15 protein-coding genes are annotated in these 15,071 nt (G+C 60.0%); 10 read left to right on the top strand and 5 right to left on the bottom strand.

The features are described from left to right. Window positions 1–134 precede the first annotated feature (134 nt). From PSH79_RS26520 to PSH79_RS26500, 5 genes are all read left to right on the top strand, one after another. Window positions 135–1,247: a polyamine ABC transporter substrate-binding protein gene (locus PSH79_RS26520; protein WP_305440373.1), complete on the top strand. Its 1,113-nt coding sequence runs from the start codon at window positions 135–137 to the stop codon at window positions 1,245–1,247. 187 nt (window positions 1,248–1,434) lie between these two features. Beyond that, complete coding sequence (locus tag PSH79_RS26515; RefSeq protein WP_187681048.1) at window positions 1,435–2,532, top strand: polyamine ABC transporter substrate-binding protein; 1,098 nt, start codon at window positions 1,435–1,437, stop codon at window positions 2,530–2,532. 66 nt (window positions 2,533–2,598) lie between these two features. Next, entirely contained in the window at window positions 2,599–3,741 is a 1,143-nt protein-coding gene (locus PSH79_RS26510) for an ABC transporter ATP-binding protein (protein WP_103302476.1), read from the top strand. A gap of 35 nt (window positions 3,742–3,776) precedes the next feature. Then, window positions 3,777–4,658, top strand: a complete 882-nt coding sequence (locus tag PSH79_RS26505; protein WP_185037005.1) for an ABC transporter permease subunit — start codon at window positions 3,777–3,779, stop codon at window positions 4,656–4,658. Further along, window positions 4,655–5,545, top strand: a complete 891-nt coding sequence (locus PSH79_RS26500) for an ABC transporter permease subunit (protein ID WP_305440372.1) — start codon at window positions 4,655–4,657, stop codon at window positions 5,543–5,545. The genes PSH79_RS26505 and PSH79_RS26500 overlap by 4 nt, the downstream gene beginning before the upstream one ends. 143 nt (window positions 5,546–5,688) lie before the next feature. Here PSH79_RS26500 and PSH79_RS26495 read toward each other — a convergent pair whose 3' ends face one another. Next, window positions 5,689–6,330, bottom strand: coding sequence for an HD domain-containing protein (locus PSH79_RS26495; protein WP_305440371.1), 642 nt, complete (start codon window positions 6,328–6,330; stop codon window positions 5,689–5,691). A 155-nt stretch (window positions 6,331–6,485) separates the two neighbouring features. Here PSH79_RS26495 and PSH79_RS26490 point away from each other — a divergent pair, with 155 nt between their 5' ends. Further along, window positions 6,486–7,451 (top strand): GlxA family transcriptional regulator, encoded by a 966-nt coding sequence (locus PSH79_RS26490; RefSeq protein WP_305440370.1) that lies wholly within the window; start codon window positions 6,486–6,488, stop codon window positions 7,449–7,451. Between the two features lie 139 nt (window positions 7,452–7,590). On the opposite strand, the gene PSH79_RS26485 is transcribed toward PSH79_RS26490, so the two are convergent. Both PSH79_RS26485 and PSH79_RS26480 read right to left on the bottom strand, forming a co-directional pair. Continuing rightward, window positions 7,591–10,002, bottom strand: a complete 2,412-nt coding sequence (locus PSH79_RS26485; RefSeq protein ID WP_305440369.1) for a penicillin acylase family protein — start codon at window positions 10,000–10,002, stop codon at window positions 7,591–7,593. Between the two features lie 102 nt (window positions 10,003–10,104). Continuing rightward, a complete protein-coding gene (locus PSH79_RS26480; RefSeq protein WP_305440368.1) occupies window positions 10,105–10,683 on the bottom strand; it encodes a DUF6436 domain-containing protein in 579 nt (192 codons plus the stop codon). 98 nt (window positions 10,684–10,781) lie between these two features. Here PSH79_RS26480 and PSH79_RS26475 point away from each other — a divergent pair, with 98 nt between their 5' ends. Further along, on the top strand, window positions 10,782–11,729 hold the full coding sequence (locus tag PSH79_RS26475; protein WP_305440367.1) for an alpha/beta hydrolase: 948 nt from the start codon (window positions 10,782–10,784) through the stop codon (window positions 11,727–11,729). 104 nt (window positions 11,730–11,833) lie between these two features. On the opposite strand, the gene PSH79_RS26470 is transcribed toward PSH79_RS26475, so the two are convergent. Further along, on the bottom strand, window positions 11,834–12,565 hold the full coding sequence (locus PSH79_RS26470) for a DUF2059 domain-containing protein (RefSeq protein WP_305440366.1): 732 nt from the start codon (window positions 12,563–12,565) through the stop codon (window positions 11,834–11,836). A gap of 108 nt (window positions 12,566–12,673) precedes the next feature. Here PSH79_RS26470 and PSH79_RS26465 point away from each other — a divergent pair, with 108 nt between their 5' ends. Both PSH79_RS26465 and PSH79_RS26460 read left to right on the top strand, forming a co-directional pair. Beyond that, window positions 12,674–13,306, top strand: coding sequence for a 2OG-Fe(II) oxygenase (locus tag PSH79_RS26465; RefSeq protein WP_305440365.1), 633 nt, complete (start codon window positions 12,674–12,676; stop codon window positions 13,304–13,306). Window position 13,307: 1 nt separating this feature from the next. Beyond that, a complete protein-coding gene (locus tag PSH79_RS26460) occupies window positions 13,308–13,793 on the top strand; it encodes a DUF523 domain-containing protein (RefSeq protein WP_305440364.1) in 486 nt (161 codons plus the stop codon). Window positions 13,794–13,909: 116 nt separating this feature from the next. Here the strand turns inward: PSH79_RS26460 and PSH79_RS26455 are convergent, their stop codons facing one another. Continuing rightward, on the bottom strand, window positions 13,910–14,479 hold the full coding sequence (locus tag PSH79_RS26455; RefSeq protein ID WP_305440363.1) for a transporter substrate-binding domain-containing protein: 570 nt from the start codon (window positions 14,477–14,479) through the stop codon (window positions 13,910–13,912). Between the two features lie 133 nt (window positions 14,480–14,612). Here PSH79_RS26455 and PSH79_RS26450 point away from each other — a divergent pair, with 133 nt between their 5' ends. Further along, the gene (locus tag PSH79_RS26450; protein ID WP_305440362.1) at window positions 14,613–15,038 is read left to right on the top strand and encodes a DUF4399 domain-containing protein; all 426 of its coding nucleotides are present in this window, start codon (window positions 14,613–14,615) and stop codon (window positions 15,036–15,038) included. Window positions 15,039–15,071: the final 33 nt, after the last annotated feature.

Genomic DNA, 15,071 nt, shown 5'->3' with positions numbered 1-15,071 from the left:
CTCGAAGCTGTCAGAAAGGCTGGTCTTTTCTTGAAAGACCGCCTCGGATCTTGCCAGACTAGCCGCGGTTCCAGTTGTCCGGGTTCGGCCGCTGAACAAAGTGGTTCAAAAAAGAAAAATTTGGAGCATGACGCATGAAGGCATTAGGTAAAAAGCTTGCTGGCAAGACACTGCTCGCACTGTCCCTGGCGGGCATGATGGCGGGTGCGGTTCAGGCGGACGACAAGGTATTGCACGTCTATAACTGGTCCGACTACATCGCGCCGGACACGGTCGCCAACTTCGAGAAGGCCACCGGGATCAAAGTCGTCTACGACGTATTCGACAGCAACGAAACCCTGGAAGCCAAGCTGCTGGCCGGTAAATCCGGTTACGACATTGTGGTGCCTTCCAACAACTTCCTCGCCAAGCAGATCAAGGCCGGTGTTTACCAGGAGCTGGACAAGTCCAAGCTGCCGAACTGGAAGAACCTCGACGAAGACCTGCTCAAGGCCGTTGGCGATGCCAGCGACCAGGGCAACAAGCACGCGTTCCCGTACATGTGGGGCTCCATCGGGATCGGCTACAACCCGGCGAAGGTCAAGGCTGCGCTGGGGATCGACAAGATCGATTCCTGGGACATCGTGTTCAAGCCTGAAAACATCGAGAAACTCAAAAGCTGCGGCGTGAGCTTCCTCGACGCCCCGACCGAAATGATTCCGGCGGCTCTGCACTATCTGGGCAAGCCTACCAACAGCAAAGACAAGGCTGATCTGAAAGCCGCCGAAGACCTGTTCCTGAAGATTCGTCCTTCGGTTGCCTACTTCCATTCTTCCAAGTACATCTCGGACCTGGCCAACGGCAACATCTGCGTTGCCGTCGGTTACTCGGGTGACCTGGAACAATCCAAGACCCGCGCCCAGGAAGCCGGCGACAAGGTCAAGCTGGCCTACACCATTCCAAAAGAAGGTGCTGGCACGTTCTACGACATGGTCGCCATTCCCAAGGATGCCGAAAACGTCGAAGCCGCCTACAAGTTCATGAACTACCTGCTTGAGCCGCAAGTGATGGCCGGCATCACCAACGCCGTGCGTTTCCCGAACGGCAACAAGGCGGCCACGCCGCTGGTGGACAAAGACATCACCAGCGATCCGAGCATCTATCCGTCGGCTGAAGTGAAGAAACAGCTCTACGCGATCAGCGACCTGGACGCAGCGACCCTGCGCCTGATCACTCGCAGCTGGACCAAGATCAAATCCGGCAAATAAGCCGGTTTGACGCAGTAACCGCTGGCCGTCGTCTCTGCGAGGGCGGCCAGCGGGATAATTAAATGACAGAAAGTTTTGCTGGAACGGTTTTTCGAGGGTAAGTTGCGCGCCGGTTTTGTTGCCGGGCAGCGATGGCTGTCATGCAGCGCGGGGCAACTTGGGCCCAACTAATTTAGAGGACCTCCACTTGCCTATTTTTTCTTCTTTGCGCAAAGCCCTGCTGGCCACTGCCGGCCTGACGATTGCTGTCGGTGCCCAAGCCGCCGGTACGGTGCATATTTATAATTGGTCCGATTACATCGGCGAGACCACTCTGGCCGACTTCGAGAAAGCGTCCGGGATCAAGCCGGTCTACGACGTGTTCGACTCCAACGAGACCCTGGAAGGCAAGCTGCTGGCCGGGCGTACCGGTTACGACGTGGTCGTGCCGTCGAACCATTTCCTCGGCAAGCAGATCAAGGCGGGTGCGTTCCAGAAGCTCGACAAGACGCAGCTGCCGAACTATTCCAACCTCGACCCTGTACTGCTCAAGCGTCTGGAGCAGAACGATCCGGGCAACCTGTACGCTGTGCCTTACCTGTGGGGCACCAACGGCATCGGTTACAACGTCGATAAAGTCAAAGCCGTGCTGGGCGTCGACAAGATCGATTCCTGGGCCGTGCTGTTCGAACCGGAAAACATCAAGAAGCTGCACAGCTGCGGCGTAGCGTTCCTCGATTCGGCCGATGAAATGATGCCGACCGTGCTCAACTACATGGGCCTGAACGCCAACAGCACCAACACCAAAGACTACGAAAAAGCCACCGCCAAACTGCTCGCGGTGCGTCCTTACGTGACCTACTTCCACTCGTCCAAATACATCGGCGACCTGGCCAACGGCGACATCTGCGTGGCCATCGGCTTCTCCGGCGACATCTTCCAGGCCAAGAATCGCGCCGAAGAAGCCAAGAAGGGCGTGAACATCGCCTACTCGATCCCGAAAGAAGGCGGCGCGCTGTGGTTCGACATGCTGGCGATTCCCAAGGACTCGTCCAACGTCAAAGAAGCCCACGCCTTCATCAATTATTTGCTGAAACCTGAGGTGATCGCCCAGGTCAGTGATTATGTCGGTTATGCCAACCCCAACCCGGGTTCGGACAAGCTGATGGAGCAGTCCATTCGTACCGACGAAGCGGTTTATCCACCGCAAGCCGTCCTCGACAAGACCTACGTGTCGACCGAGTTGCCACCCAATATTCAGCGTTTGATGACCCGTAGCTGGACCAAGGTCAAGTCGGGCAAATAAGGCACAACTATCCTGGGTTCGTCCGCATTGGGCGAACTGCACTCTTTTTTTCTGGGAGTTTCGTAAATGGCAGTTGCCTCCGGCGCCTACAAGAAAGCCCTCGAGGGCGACCAGACACCTAAACAGGTGCTGGTCAAAATCGACCGGGTCACGAAGAAGTTCGACGAGACGATTGCCGTGGACGATGTGTCCCTGGAAATCAAAAAGGGCGAAATCTTCGCCCTGCTCGGCGGTTCGGGATCGGGCAAATCCACTCTGCTGCGGATGCTGGCAGGGTTCGAACGGCCCACGGAGGGGCGCATTTTCCTCGACGGCGTCGACATCACCGACATGCCGCCGTACGAACGTCCGATCAACATGATGTTCCAGTCCTACGCCTTGTTCCCGCACATGACCGTGGCGCAGAACATCGCCTTCGGCTTGCAGCAGGACAAGATCCCCAAGGCCGAGATCGACGCCCGCGTGGCCGAGATGCTCAAACTGGTGCAGATGAGCCAGTACGCCAAGCGCAAGCCGCATCAACTGTCTGGTGGTCAGCGTCAGCGTGTGGCGCTGGCCCGTTCGCTGGCCAAGCGGCCGAAACTGCTGCTGCTCGACGAACCGATGGGCGCTCTGGACAAGAAACTGCGTTCGCAGATGCAACTGGAGCTGGTGGAAATCATCGAGCGCGTCGGTGTGACCTGCGTGATGGTGACCCACGACCAGGAAGAGGCCATGACCATGGCCGAGCGCATCGCGATCATGCACCTGGGCTGGATTGCCCAGATCGGTAGCCCGATCGACATCTACGAAACCCCGACCAGCCGTCTGGTCTGCGAATTCATCGGCAACGTCAACATCTTCGAAGGCGAAGTGATCGACGACGCCGAGGGCCACGCGACCATCACCTGCAAGGATCTCGACCGGCAGATCTACGTCGGCCACGGGATCAGCACTTCGGTGCAGGACAAATCCGTGACCTACGCGATCCGTCCGGAGAAGCTGCTGGTCACCGCCGATCAACCGACCTGCGAATACAACTGGTCGAGCGGCAAGGTGCACGACATCGCCTACCTGGGCGGGCATTCGGTGTTCTACGTCGAATTGCCGAGCGGCAAACTGGTGCAGTCGTTTGTCGCCAACGCCGAGCGCCGTGGCGCCCGTCCAACCTGGGGTGATCAGGTTTACGTGTGGTGGGAAGACGACAGCGGCGTGGTACTTCGCTCATGAACATGCGCAAGTTCAAACGACGGCTCAACCGAATAATTCCCAATGGCCGCCAACTGGTCATCGGGGTTCCGTTCATCTGGCTGTTCCTGTTCTTCATGTTGCCGTTCTTCATCGTCCTGAAGATCAGCTTCGCCGAAGCCGACGTGGCCATTCCGCCGTATACCGAGATCTACACGTTTGCCGAGCAGAAGCTGCAACTGCTGCTGAACCTGGGCAATTACGCGATGCTCGGCGACGACGAGTTGTACATCGCCGCCTACCTTGGCTCGCTGAAGATGGCGCTGATCAGCACCGTCCTCTGCCTGCTGATCGGCTACCCGATGGCCTACGCCATCGCCAGTGCCCGTAAAGAGCTGCAAACGGTGCTGGTGCTGCTGATCATGATGCCGACATGGACGGCGATCCTGATCCGCGTTTACGCGTGGATGGGCATCCTCAGCAACAACGGTCTGCTCAACGGTTTCCTGATGAGCATGGGCCTGATCGACGAGCCGCTGCAGATCCTCAACACCAACCTCGCGGTATACATCGGCGTTGTTTACTCCTACTTGCCGTTCATGATCCTGCCGCTGTACGCCAACCTGGTGAAGCACGACAACAGTCTGCTGGAAGCGGCTTCCGACCTCGGTTCGAGCACTTTCAACAGCTTCTGGAAAATCACCATTCCGCTGTCCAAGAACGGGATCATTGCCGGCTGCATGCTGGTGTTCATCCCTGTGGTGGGCGAGTTCGTGATCCCGGAACTGCTCGGCGGCCCGGAAACCCTGATGATCGGTAAAGTGCTCTGGCAAGAGTTCTTCAATAACCGTGACTGGCCGGTGGCGTCTGCCCTGGCGGTGGTGATGCTGGCGATCCTGATTGTGCCGATCATTCTGTTCAACCGCAGTCAGGCCAAGGAAATGGAGGGTAAAGAATGAAGCGCATCCGTTTCTCCAGCCTGATGCTGGTCGTTGGTTTGTTGTTCATCTACCTGCCGATGCTGATTCTGGTGATCTACTCGTTCAACGCCTCGAAACTGGTAACGGTGTGGGGCGGCTGGTCGATCAAGTGGTACGTCGGCCTGCTCGACAACAGCCAACTGATGGGCTCGGTGCTGCGCTCGCTGGAAATCGCCTGCTACACCGCGATTGCTGCGGTGGCGCTGGGCACGCTGGCCGCGTTCGTGTTGACTCGCATCACCCACTTCAAGGGCCGCACGCTGTTCGGCGGCCTGGTGACCGCGCCGTTGGTAATGCCGGAAGTGATCACCGGTCTGTCGCTGTTGCTGCTGTTCGTGGCCATGGCGCAGATGATCGGCTGGCCGCAGGAACGTGGCATCGTCACCATCTGGATCGCCCACACGACGTTCTGTGCGGCGTATGTGGCGGTGGTGGTGTCGGCGCGTCTGCGTGAGCTGGACCAATCGATCGAAGAAGCGGCGATGGACCTGGGCGCGCGGCCGTGGAAGGTGTTCTTCCTGATTACCATCCCGATGATCGCGCCGTCGCTGGCGGCGGGCGGCATGATGTCGTTCGCACTGTCGCTGGATGACCTGGTATTGGCGAGCTTCGTCTCCGGCCCGGGGTCGACGACCTTGCCGATGGAAGTGTTCTCGGCGGTGCGTCTGGGCGTGAAGCCTGAGATCAACGCTGTGGCCAGTCTGATTCTGCTGGCGGTGTCGATCGTGACGTTCCTGGTCTGGTTCTTCAGCCGTCGCGCCGAAGAAGCCCGCAAGAAAGCCATTCAGCAAGCCATCGAAGAAAGCGCTGCCGATTCGTGGAAGCAGCCGGACGCGCGCCGCGCGCCTGCGCCGGAAGCGGCGTAAGCACTACCGGGTTGGCCTCGGTCTTGAGGCCAACCACAAATCGAAATGTGGGAGCGAGCCTGCTCGCGAAGACGGAGTATCAGTCGACTCAAATATTGACTGATACACCGCTTTCGCGAGCAGGCTCGCTCCCACCTTTCGTTTTATGCAGTCCAGGGTGATTGGCGGATGACCTCGACAAAGTTCATCGGTTTGAACCCCGGTTCCTGATCCACCAGCACATCGGTCTTCACATTGCCGAACGTGGTCTGTGGACGATGGCGCAGCCCATCGGCAAAGGCGCAGATGATGCACTCCTTGAAACCTTCCCCGCGTGGATGCGCATGCACCACAGCTTCGCGCTGTACGGAGCTGAACGCCGCGTAATCCATGCCCAGCACATCCATTTCCACGCCTGCGGTCACCAGTGCCACGGTCGGGCGCAGATGCCTGGACACGCCCGGCGTGGTGTGCAGGGCAATCGACAGCCAGACCTGCTCGATGTCGTCATCGCTCAACCCGTGCGGCTTGAGAAACGCTGCCGCCGCATTGGCGCCGTCAACCTCGAAACGTTCATCAGCGCTGCGGTGACCTTCGACAAGACCAAGGTCATGAAACATCGCGCCGACGTACAACAGCTCCGGATCGTAGGTCAGTTGCTGACGCTCACCGCTCAATGCGCCGAACAGAAACACCCGACGCGAGTGGTGATAGAGCAGGTCGGATTCGATCTCGCGGATGTACTCGGTGGTGGCGCGGGCCAGGGCGCTGTCAGGGATCTTGATGCCGGCAATGGTGGTGCTCATGAGCGATTTCCTCATCGAAAACGCCGGAGCGGCGCTGATGGGGAAAGTCTGTTCCCGCGCTGCAATGCGAACAATCGACGCATGGCTGCGATCCTTGCCAATCGACCTGCAAATCGTGCCAACTCACTGCAGACTTCTCCGAGGCCGCAACAGCCATGAACAAAACCGTCGCCATCGTCGTGTTCCCCGGTGTGCAATCGCTGGACGTCAGCGGGCCCATGGATGTATTTGCCGAAGCCAACCGTTTTCTTGCGCCCGAGGATCACTATCACCTCGACGTGATCGGTGTGGAACACGGGCCGATGGCGTGTTCCAACGGCCTGTCCCTGAACGCCCATCGACATTTCAGCGAAGCGCTTGGCGCCTATGACTTGCTGCTGGTGGCTGGCGGGCCGACCTTGCCGTTCATGGAGTTTGGCAAGACCTTCGATGCCTGGCTGCGTGATGCCTGTGCGCGGGCGCAGCGGTTCGGTTCGATCTGCAACGGCGCGTTTATTCTGGCGCGGGCGGGATTGCTCGAGGGGCGCACGGTCACTACGCACTGGAACGATGCCGACGCCCTGGCGCAGTTATGCCCATCGACGCAGGTGGAGGCGGATCGCTTGTATGTCGAGGACGGCGCGCTCTACACCTCGGCCGGGGTGACGGCAGGGATCGATCTCTCGCTGTACTTGCTGGCCCGCGATCACGGTGCGGAGGTAGCGCTGAGCGTGGCCAAGCGGCTGGTGGTGTTCACCCAGCGCTCCGGCGGGCAGTCGCAGTTCAGCCCGTTCCTGACACCGCACGCGGAGCCGACGTCGGCGGTGGCGATGGTGCAGTTGTATGTGCTGGCCAATCTCACCGGGGATCTGACCATTGCCGATCTGGCGAATGCGGCGCACATGAGTGCGCGCAATTTCTCCCGAGTGTTTGCGCGGGAGGCGAAGGTCACGCCGGCGGAGTTTGTCGAGCGGGCGCGGGTGGATGCGGCGCGGGTGATGCTCGAAAGCACCACGGCGCCGTTGAAGACCGTGGCGTATCAGTGCGGGTTTCGCGATGCGCAGCATATGCGCGGCGTGTTCAATCGAAGGCTGGGCGTGACGCCGCAGCAGTTTCGGTTGAATTTTGCGGTCATCATCTGAGGTCAGTAGTGCTCTTCAAGGCCCCATCGCTGGCAAGCCAGCTCCCACAGGGTTTTGAGTCGATCACGGATTTGTGAACGCCCGAAAAACCTGTGGGAGCTGGCTTGCCAGCGATGGGGTCATTCCATCTAACCCAGAACTACTGCGCAGCTCGCGCCGGCAGCAGCTTCAAGGTACTGCGCGTATTCGCCGCCACCTCTTCCTCACTGAAGTGCGCCTGCACATACATCCCGTCGACATACGCTTCAGCCTGATCGTCATAGTGACTGTCGAACGGCACGCCACTCTGGCCCACCGGGTTGATCGTCAAACTGTGAGCCGGGTCAGCGAAGTCCACCAGGCGCCGCGTCGAAGGCCCATAAGTCACCGGCCACGGTGCCGGTCCGATCTTCGCCGAGAGATTGTTCGGGACTTCATGACTGCCCGGCGCGGCGAACGGCCCGACGTTGAAAATGCGATCCAGCGGCTTCTGCTGCCCCAGCGGATGACCATGGGTCAGCGTGTGCGCCGTACCCCATTTCCATCCGGCAGCATCGTCGCCGAGGGTCAGCTTCAAGTGCTTCATGCTCGCCTGCCAAGCCACGCGCACGGTGTCGGCACGGGTCTCTTTGTCTGGCGTGGTGCGGTTATCCCACCACGGTGAATCGGCGTTTGCCGCCAGCCGTGGCAGTGCCGAATCGATCACCCGCGTCGACAGCAGCGTCTCGAAAAATTCATTGCCCAACTCGTCACGCATTGCCGCATCGGCGAGGTCGTAGAGGAACTGGTTGAACAGCGTTGCACTGACCGAGTCCAGCGGATAGTCGCCTTGCCACTGCGCCAGTTGCTCGACCAGTTTGAGCTGCGCCGGATCGCTCACCCCTTCACGCAACACCGGCAGCAATGGCGCCAGCAAGCGCGGACCGTAACCGGTGGCGGTGCCCAGTTGCAGCTTCTGATTGGCGTCGTTGCTCCACTTCACCCTCTTGTCGCTGAGCTGGCGGTTGAGCTGTTGGCCACGGTCGGCGAGGTTGTAGTAACCGGGAATCTCCATGCCGGTCGGCGACACCGGTTGAAAGTTCGCCGAGACGATATAGCCGCGTGCCGGATTTTCTTCCTGCGGGTTGGCGCTAAAAGGGTAGAAGCCGTCCTTGTCCGCCTGATTCGTGCTGCCGTCGAGAATGAAACCCGGCTTCACCCCGGTCGGCCGCTTGGGCAGCAGGGCCGAAGCCCACCAGGCGATATCACCCTTGGCGTTGGCATAGACGAGGTTCAGCCCCGGCGCCTGCACTTTGGCGGCGGCAGCGCGGGCCTTGGCCAGGGTGTCGGCGCGGTTGAGTTGGTAGAAGCCTTCGAGGATCGGGTTCGGTGTTTCGAGGAACGCCCACCACATGGCGATCGGTGTTTTGCCGGCAGCTGTGCCGAGGGCGTCATTGACGATCGGGCCGTGAGGCGATTGACGCAGGGTGATCGTTACCGGCGCCTGGCCCTTCACATTGATCTGCTGCTCAGTCTTGACCATGTCGGTCCACTGGCCGCGATACCAGACCTGATTCGGGTTGTCCGGGTTGACCTTCTCGGCGATCAGATCCAGATCATCGTTCTGGAACATTGTCAGGCTCCAACCGAAATCCAGGTTATGCCCAAGGAACGCGAACGGCACCAGCGCCTGATGATGGCCGTAGAGCTCGAAGCCCGGCGCGGACAACTGCGCTTCGTACCACACCGACGGCACTGAAAAGCGAATGTGCGGATCGCCGGCCAGCAAGGGTTTGCCGCTCTGGCTGCGGTTGCCGGCAATCACCCAGGCATTGCTGCCTTCGAATTGCGGCAGGCCGTTGTCGATCAGCGCCTGCTCACTAAGGCGGGCGAGGGCGTTGAGGTCTTTCCAATCGCCGGCCGCGAGGGCGGGTGCCTGCCTGGAGTGATCGTTGACCAACACGCCTTTGGGCTGCCAGTCGAGGTCGAAGACATTGAGGTAGTCGGCGCCGAGTTGATCGCGCACGTAGGTCAGCAGCGGTTCGGTGCGAAACGCCGCGGCAAAGCTGTAAGCCATGTAGCCGGCGACACTGATGCTGTCTTCAGCCGTGAACGGTCGCTTGGGGATGCCTAGCACGTCGAACTCGACAGGCGCGGCGTGGGTGTCCTGATATTGGTTGATGCCATCCAGGTAGGCTTGCAGGCCCTTCCACGCCGGGGACTGTTTATCGAGGCTGGCAACGTAGCTGGCTGCGCGCTCGCGGATGCGCAGGCTGCGGAACAGTTTGTCGGTGTCGAGCAGTTTCGGCCCGAGCACTTCGGCCAACTCGCCCCGGGCGAGGCGGCGCATGGCCTCCATCTGGAACAGCCGATCCTGGGCGTGCACATAACCAAGGGCGCGGTAGAGGTCGGTTTCGTTCTCGGCACGGATGTGCGGCACGCCGCGCTCGTCGTAGCGCACGGTCACCGAACCTTGCAGGTTGCGCAGCTCGACCTGGCCCTGACGTGATGGCTGCTTGCTATAGACGTACCAACCGGCGCCAGCGAGCAGGACAACGATGAGCAAGGCAAGAACGGTGAACACGCGCTTCATGGTGACTCCTTGTGCAGGCGGGATTGCCGCCCGTCGGGCTGCAAACAATTAGCACAGACCTTCTGTACCGTGCAGCGCTGTCCTTGAAAAGTCCGGAATGCCTTACTGCGCCGCCACCGGCCACGGGCAATAGCAGCCGACCGCCAGCGTGTGCGTGGCGTTGACCGGGCGATCGTCAGTCAGTGCGTTCAAAATCGGTTCGATAAAGCTGTTGCTGGAGTTGCAGGTCAGGCCTTCGCTGTACGGGCCGAAGTACGCCAGTTTGCCGCTGCGGTCCCAGATGGCCACGGCCGGGCTGGCGGGGACTTGTTCGGAACCGGGCAAAACCGTGATGATTTTCAGGCTGCTCAGGGTGGCGGGCAACTGGCCGTGGCTGCCGGCCTTCTGTACGGCAAAGAACTCCACACCTTTGGCGCCGAACTGTTCAACCATCTCGGTCAGGTGCTGCTGATTGCCGACATTGCACGGGCAGGCCGGGTCCCAGAAATGCACCAGTCGAATATTGCCGGGACCGGCGATATCATCCGGCAAGCGCAACGGATCGCCGGAAAACACCGCCGTGTGTTCGCTGAACGCGCGCAGATATCGACCCTGAAACCAGTCGTAAGCCGCCCACAACACCCCGGCACACACGAGCGCGAGCAGGCTGGCAAACAGTGCGGTGCGGTAGGGCGAACGCATGGATTTCGATCCTCGAAGGCCCGCTAGCTTGCCATGCTTGCCGCGACAGATGAATATCGCAGGCCGATAAAGTCTGTTCACCGTTCTGGAATTGCCCCATGCCTGCCACTTTCGACCCCGATCATTTACGCGCCAGTCTCAAGCCTTTGGCCGAGTGGCAGCCGTTATCGGACGAGGCCAAGGCCTATCAACGTTTCTATCAGACGGACTTCCCCGAGCGGGATGTCTGGCGCGGCATGGGCCGTTTTGAAGTCGATGGTTATCAACTGGTCAGCCATTGCTGGTGGCCAGAGAAGGTCAAGGGCACGCTGTTTCTGCTGCACGGCTTCTACGATCACACCGGGCTCTATCGGCATGTGATCGAGTGGGCGCTGGATCAGGATTTTGCCGTGATCGCCTGTGATTTGCCGGGGCACGGTCTGTCCAGCGGCGCGCGGGCGAGTATTCGTGATTTCTCGGAATATCAGGACGCTCTGCAAGCCTTGTTTGCCGAGGCCCATTCGATTGCGCTGCCGCAGCCGTGGCACCTGTGCGGGCAAAGTACCGGCGGGGCGATCGTGGTCGACCATGTGCTCAACCATGGCGAGAACAGTCCGGCGCAAGGTCACTTGATTTTGCTCTCGCCGCTGGTGCGGCCGCGAGCGTGGGGCTGGTCGCAGTTCAGTTACTACCTGCTACGACCGTTCGTGCGGGGCATTGCACGGCGCTTTAGCGAGAACTCCAATGACCCGGATTTCCTGCCGTTTTTGCTGGCCGATCCGTTGCAGCCCAAGCGCTTGCCTACGGCTTGGGTCGGGGCCTTGTCACGCTGGATCAATCGCGTGGAATACGCGAAGAAAAGTCCGCGGCGGCCGCTGATCATTCAGGGGCAGGCGGACATGACCGTGGACTGGCAGCACAACCTGCAGGTGTTGAAGTGGAAGTTTGATCGGCCGCAGATATTGCTGCTGCCCGAGGCGCGGCATCATCTGGCGAATGAGACGGCTGATATGCGCGAGGAGTATTTCGAGTTCTTGAGCAAGCGGATCAGGGGCCGGAATCTCTAGTGGATTCAGCGGGCCTCATCGCGAGCAGGCTCACTCCTGCATTGGAATGCGGACCCCTGTAGGAGTGAGCCTGCTCGTGATAGCGGTCTAAGAGATGACGAAGATCATTGGCCGACCGCCAACCCCGCCCGAATCGCCGCCAGCGCCGCCTGGTAATACGCCTTGCCCTCGGTCGATTCGGCAAACGTCGCAAACTCTTCCAGCTCTTCATCCGACAAGTCGCGATACACGTAAAGCAACGTGTTGTTCATGTCCGCGCCGATCTGATCCATCAGGCGTTGGCGCTGACCGTTCAACATGCCTTGCGCTTGTCCGCCACCGAGCAGCCCCGGAATCATCGAGCTCAAACTGTCCGCCGCCACGCCGGCAATCGCCAGGCTGACTTCGGCACCGGCTTCACGGGCGGGCAGGGCTTGGGCCAGATGACCGATGATCAGCAAGCGGCTGTCACTGGCGGGCATCTTCGGCAGGCCTTTGGCATTCTTTGCCAGTTGATCGCGGCGGGTCGCGAGCAATTCGGCGGCGATGATTTTCTTGCCCAGCGGCGACTGGAAAAAGGACAGGGCCGGTTTTGGATCGGCGAGGTTCTGCCGCAGTTGCGCTTCGGCGCGTTGATCCATGGCCTGTGGGGCGAAGCGCTGATTGCTGTTGTTGACCAGCGCTTGAAAGACGGCGGGTGGCAGGCTGTTTTGATAGCGCTGCTGCGCGGCAGTCAAGGCGTCATTGAAATGCGCACGTTGATCTGGCCAGCCGGCGACCTTGTACAACTGATCGTAGCCGTCCGCCCAGGCGGGCAAAACGCAGAACATCAACAGTGAAAAAAGCAAACGGCGCATAGGGACTCCTGTCAGCAGCGCACTATTCTCCGTGCGGTGTCGGTACTTGTCGAGAATTCGTATCAAGCCGCCGCGTGGCTCTGTCGGATTTCTTGCCGCCGACATACTATGCGCGCCATGCAAATATCCTCTGAACACCCGCTGCTGTTACGTATCGTCGACGACTTGGCCGAACACGGCTGGTCGCAGCAGAACATTTTCCTGCCCGCCGGTTTGACCCGCGAGCTGGCGGCCGAGTGCCGTAAACGTGAGGCCGAGGGTGAACTGGCGCCGGCGGCGGTTGGTCGCGGGCCGTTTTCAGAAATTCGCGAGGGTATTCGCGGCGATCACATTCAGTGGATCGATCCCGGTCAGGCCGAGGCCAGTGACCGCTATCTGACCCTGATGGACAGCCTGCGCGAAGCGCTCAACCGTGGTCTGTTTCTCGGGCTTGAGGACTTCGAATGCCATTTCGCGCTGTATCCGCCGGGGGCCTTCTATCGCAAGCACGTCGACCGCTTTCGCGATGATGACCGGCGCATGGTTTCGGTAGTGGTCTACCTCAATGAGGGTTGGCTGCCGGAGGACGGCGGTCAGTTGCGCATGTATCTGAAAGACGATCGCGTGCATGACGTGCAACCTACCGGCGGTTGCCTGGTGGTGTTTCTCTCCGGCGAAGTGCCTCACGAAGTACTGCCGGCGAACCGCGAGCGCTTGTCGCTGACCGGCTGGTTCCGCCGCCGTGGCAACGAGCCTTTCTGAAATGGAAAAGATTCTGGTCAGCCGCTGCCTGTTGGGCCACCGCGTGCGTTACGACGGCGGGGCCAGCGGGCCGTTTGATTTGCTCGAACAGTGGATTGCCGAAGGGCGGGTGGTGCCGTTGTGCCCGGAGGTCGCGGGTGGTTTGCCGACGCCAAGGGCGGCGGCGGAAATCCCGGGTGGGCAGGGCGCGCAAGTGCTCGATGGCACGGCTGCGGTGATCACCACTGACGGCGAGGATGTCAGCGCGCAGTTTCTGGATGGTGCACGGCAGGCGCTGGAACTGGTGCAGAAACATGGCATCCGCGTGGCGGTGCTCAAGGCCAACAGTCCTTCTTGCGGGAATCGACTGACGTATGACGGGACGTTCAGTGGGGTGAAGGTCAGTGGTGAGGGTGTTACTGCTGCTCTACTGAAACGCCATGGCGTTCAGGTTTTCAGCGAGCTTGAATTGCCGCGAGCAGCGCTGGCTCTGACCCTGCTCGATTAAAAGTCCAGCGTAAACCCCATGTAGGAGCTGCCGAAGGCTGCGATCTTTTGATCTTGCTTTCAAGGGGGCAAGATCAAAAGATCGCAGCCTTCGGCAGCTCCTACAGGGTTTTGTGTTCACTTGGGTTCGTTGAGCCACTTCTCGGTCAGCGCTGCCAAGCGTCCATCCGCCTTGATCCGCTCCATCGCGCTCGCAAGACTGGCCTGAAACGCCGGATTACCCTTCTGAAACGGAATCGCCAATTCCACTGGTGCACTCACTGCAGGCTTCGCTTCAGTCAGCGCCTGCACCAGCACCATCGGCCGTGGCTGCTCATCCTTCTTCGCCAGCAACTGCGAATCGACCTTGCCGTAAGGCTCGCTGAAGTCGAAACGATCCTTGAGTTCGGCTGTCAGTGCTATGTGGTTGAGCGCGACGTCGTACTTGCCGCTTTCAACGCCCTCGAGCAGATCGCCCTCGTCGGTGACGATGAAGTCGGCGCGAACATCCAGCTCCTTGGCCAGCAGTTGCCCAAGCTCGACCTCGAACCCCGTGAGTGTGTCGCCGTCCTTGTAATTGAAGGGCGGTGTATTAGCCTCAAGGGCAATGCGCAACTCGCCACGGTCGTTGACGTCATCAATCAGTTCGGCGTGAGCCAGCGGGCTCAGAAGGGGTAGCAGGCAGATCAGGCCAGGCAGAAAACGCATGGTCACTCCTTTGAAATCATTATCGCGGCCAGATTTTCTGGCTCGCTTTGCTATGGTTGTCGAGTGCCTTCGACAACGAATGGTCATGAAGTTGTCATGACCACGCGGATTTTACGGAAAACTGGAGAAGAAAATGAAAAGCTTTATGTCACGTGCAGCGTTGGCGGGTGTGCTGATGGGGGTTTCGGTGCTGGCCAGTGCGGCCACCCCGGCTCCAAAGGGTGCCGAAGTGTTCATCGTTTCTCCCAAAGACGGGGCGACTGTATCGCAAACCTTTACCGTCAAGTTCGGCGTCAAAGACGTCTCGCTGGCACCGGCTGGCGATACCACCAAAAACTCCGGTCACCACCATCTGCTGATCGACGTCGACAAGCTGCCGGCAGCCGGTGCGCCGATTCCCAACGATGCCAACCACATGCACTTCGGCAAGGCGCAGACTCAGGCCGACGTCAAACTGGCCCCGGGCAAGCACACCTTGCAGCTGGAGCTGGGCGACAGCGGTCACATGCCGTTCGATCCGCCCATCGTGTCAGAGAAGATCACCATCAACGTCGAATGACGTTTCGGTGTGCATGAAAAAGGGAGCCCGAAG

Source organism: Pseudomonas sp. FP2196, from assembly GCF_030687715.1.
Lineage (GTDB): Bacteria > Pseudomonadota > Gammaproteobacteria > Pseudomonadales > Pseudomonadaceae > Aquipseudomonas.
This window is presented reverse-complemented; position numbering and strand designations above follow the sequence as displayed.

Bases quoted from the DNA above. Each gene is read 5' to 3' on its own strand.
- PSH79_RS26520 (WP_305440373.1), top strand. From the start codon at position 135: ATGAAGGCATTAGGTAAAAAGCTTGCTGGCAAGACACTGCTCGCACTG.
- PSH79_RS26510 (WP_103302476.1), top strand. From the start codon at position 2,599: ATGGCAGTTGCCTCCGGCGCCTACAAGAAAGCCCTCGAGGGCGACCAG.
- PSH79_RS26500 (WP_305440372.1), top strand. From the start codon at position 4,655: ATGAAGCGCATCCGTTTCTCCAGCCTGATGCTGGTCGTTGGTTTGTTG.
- PSH79_RS26495 (WP_305440371.1), bottom strand. From the start codon at position 6,330: ATGAGCACCACCATTGCCGGCATCAAGATCCCTGACAGCGCCCTGGCC.
- PSH79_RS26490 (WP_305440370.1), top strand. From the start codon at position 6,486: ATGAACAAAACCGTCGCCATCGTCGTGTTCCCCGGTGTGCAATCGCTG.
- PSH79_RS26485 (WP_305440369.1), bottom strand. From the start codon at position 10,002: ATGAAGCGCGTGTTCACCGTTCTTGCCTTGCTCATCGTTGTCCTGCTC.
- PSH79_RS26480 (WP_305440368.1), bottom strand. From the start codon at position 10,683: ATGCGTTCGCCCTACCGCACCGCACTGTTTGCCAGCCTGCTCGCGCTC.
- PSH79_RS26475 (WP_305440367.1), top strand. From the start codon at position 10,782: ATGCCTGCCACTTTCGACCCCGATCATTTACGCGCCAGTCTCAAGCCT.
- PSH79_RS26470 (WP_305440366.1), bottom strand. From the start codon at position 12,565: ATGCGCCGTTTGCTTTTTTCACTGTTGATGTTCTGCGTTTTGCCCGCC.
- PSH79_RS26465 (WP_305440365.1), top strand. From the start codon at position 12,674: ATGCGCGCCATGCAAATATCCTCTGAACACCCGCTGCTGTTACGTATC.
- PSH79_RS26460 (WP_305440364.1), top strand. From the start codon at position 13,308: ATGGAAAAGATTCTGGTCAGCCGCTGCCTGTTGGGCCACCGCGTGCGT.
- PSH79_RS26455 (WP_305440363.1), bottom strand. From the start codon at position 14,479: ATGCGTTTTCTGCCTGGCCTGATCTGCCTGCTACCCCTTCTGAGCCCG.
- PSH79_RS26450 (WP_305440362.1), top strand. From the start codon at position 14,613: ATGAAAAGCTTTATGTCACGTGCAGCGTTGGCGGGTGTGCTGATGGGG.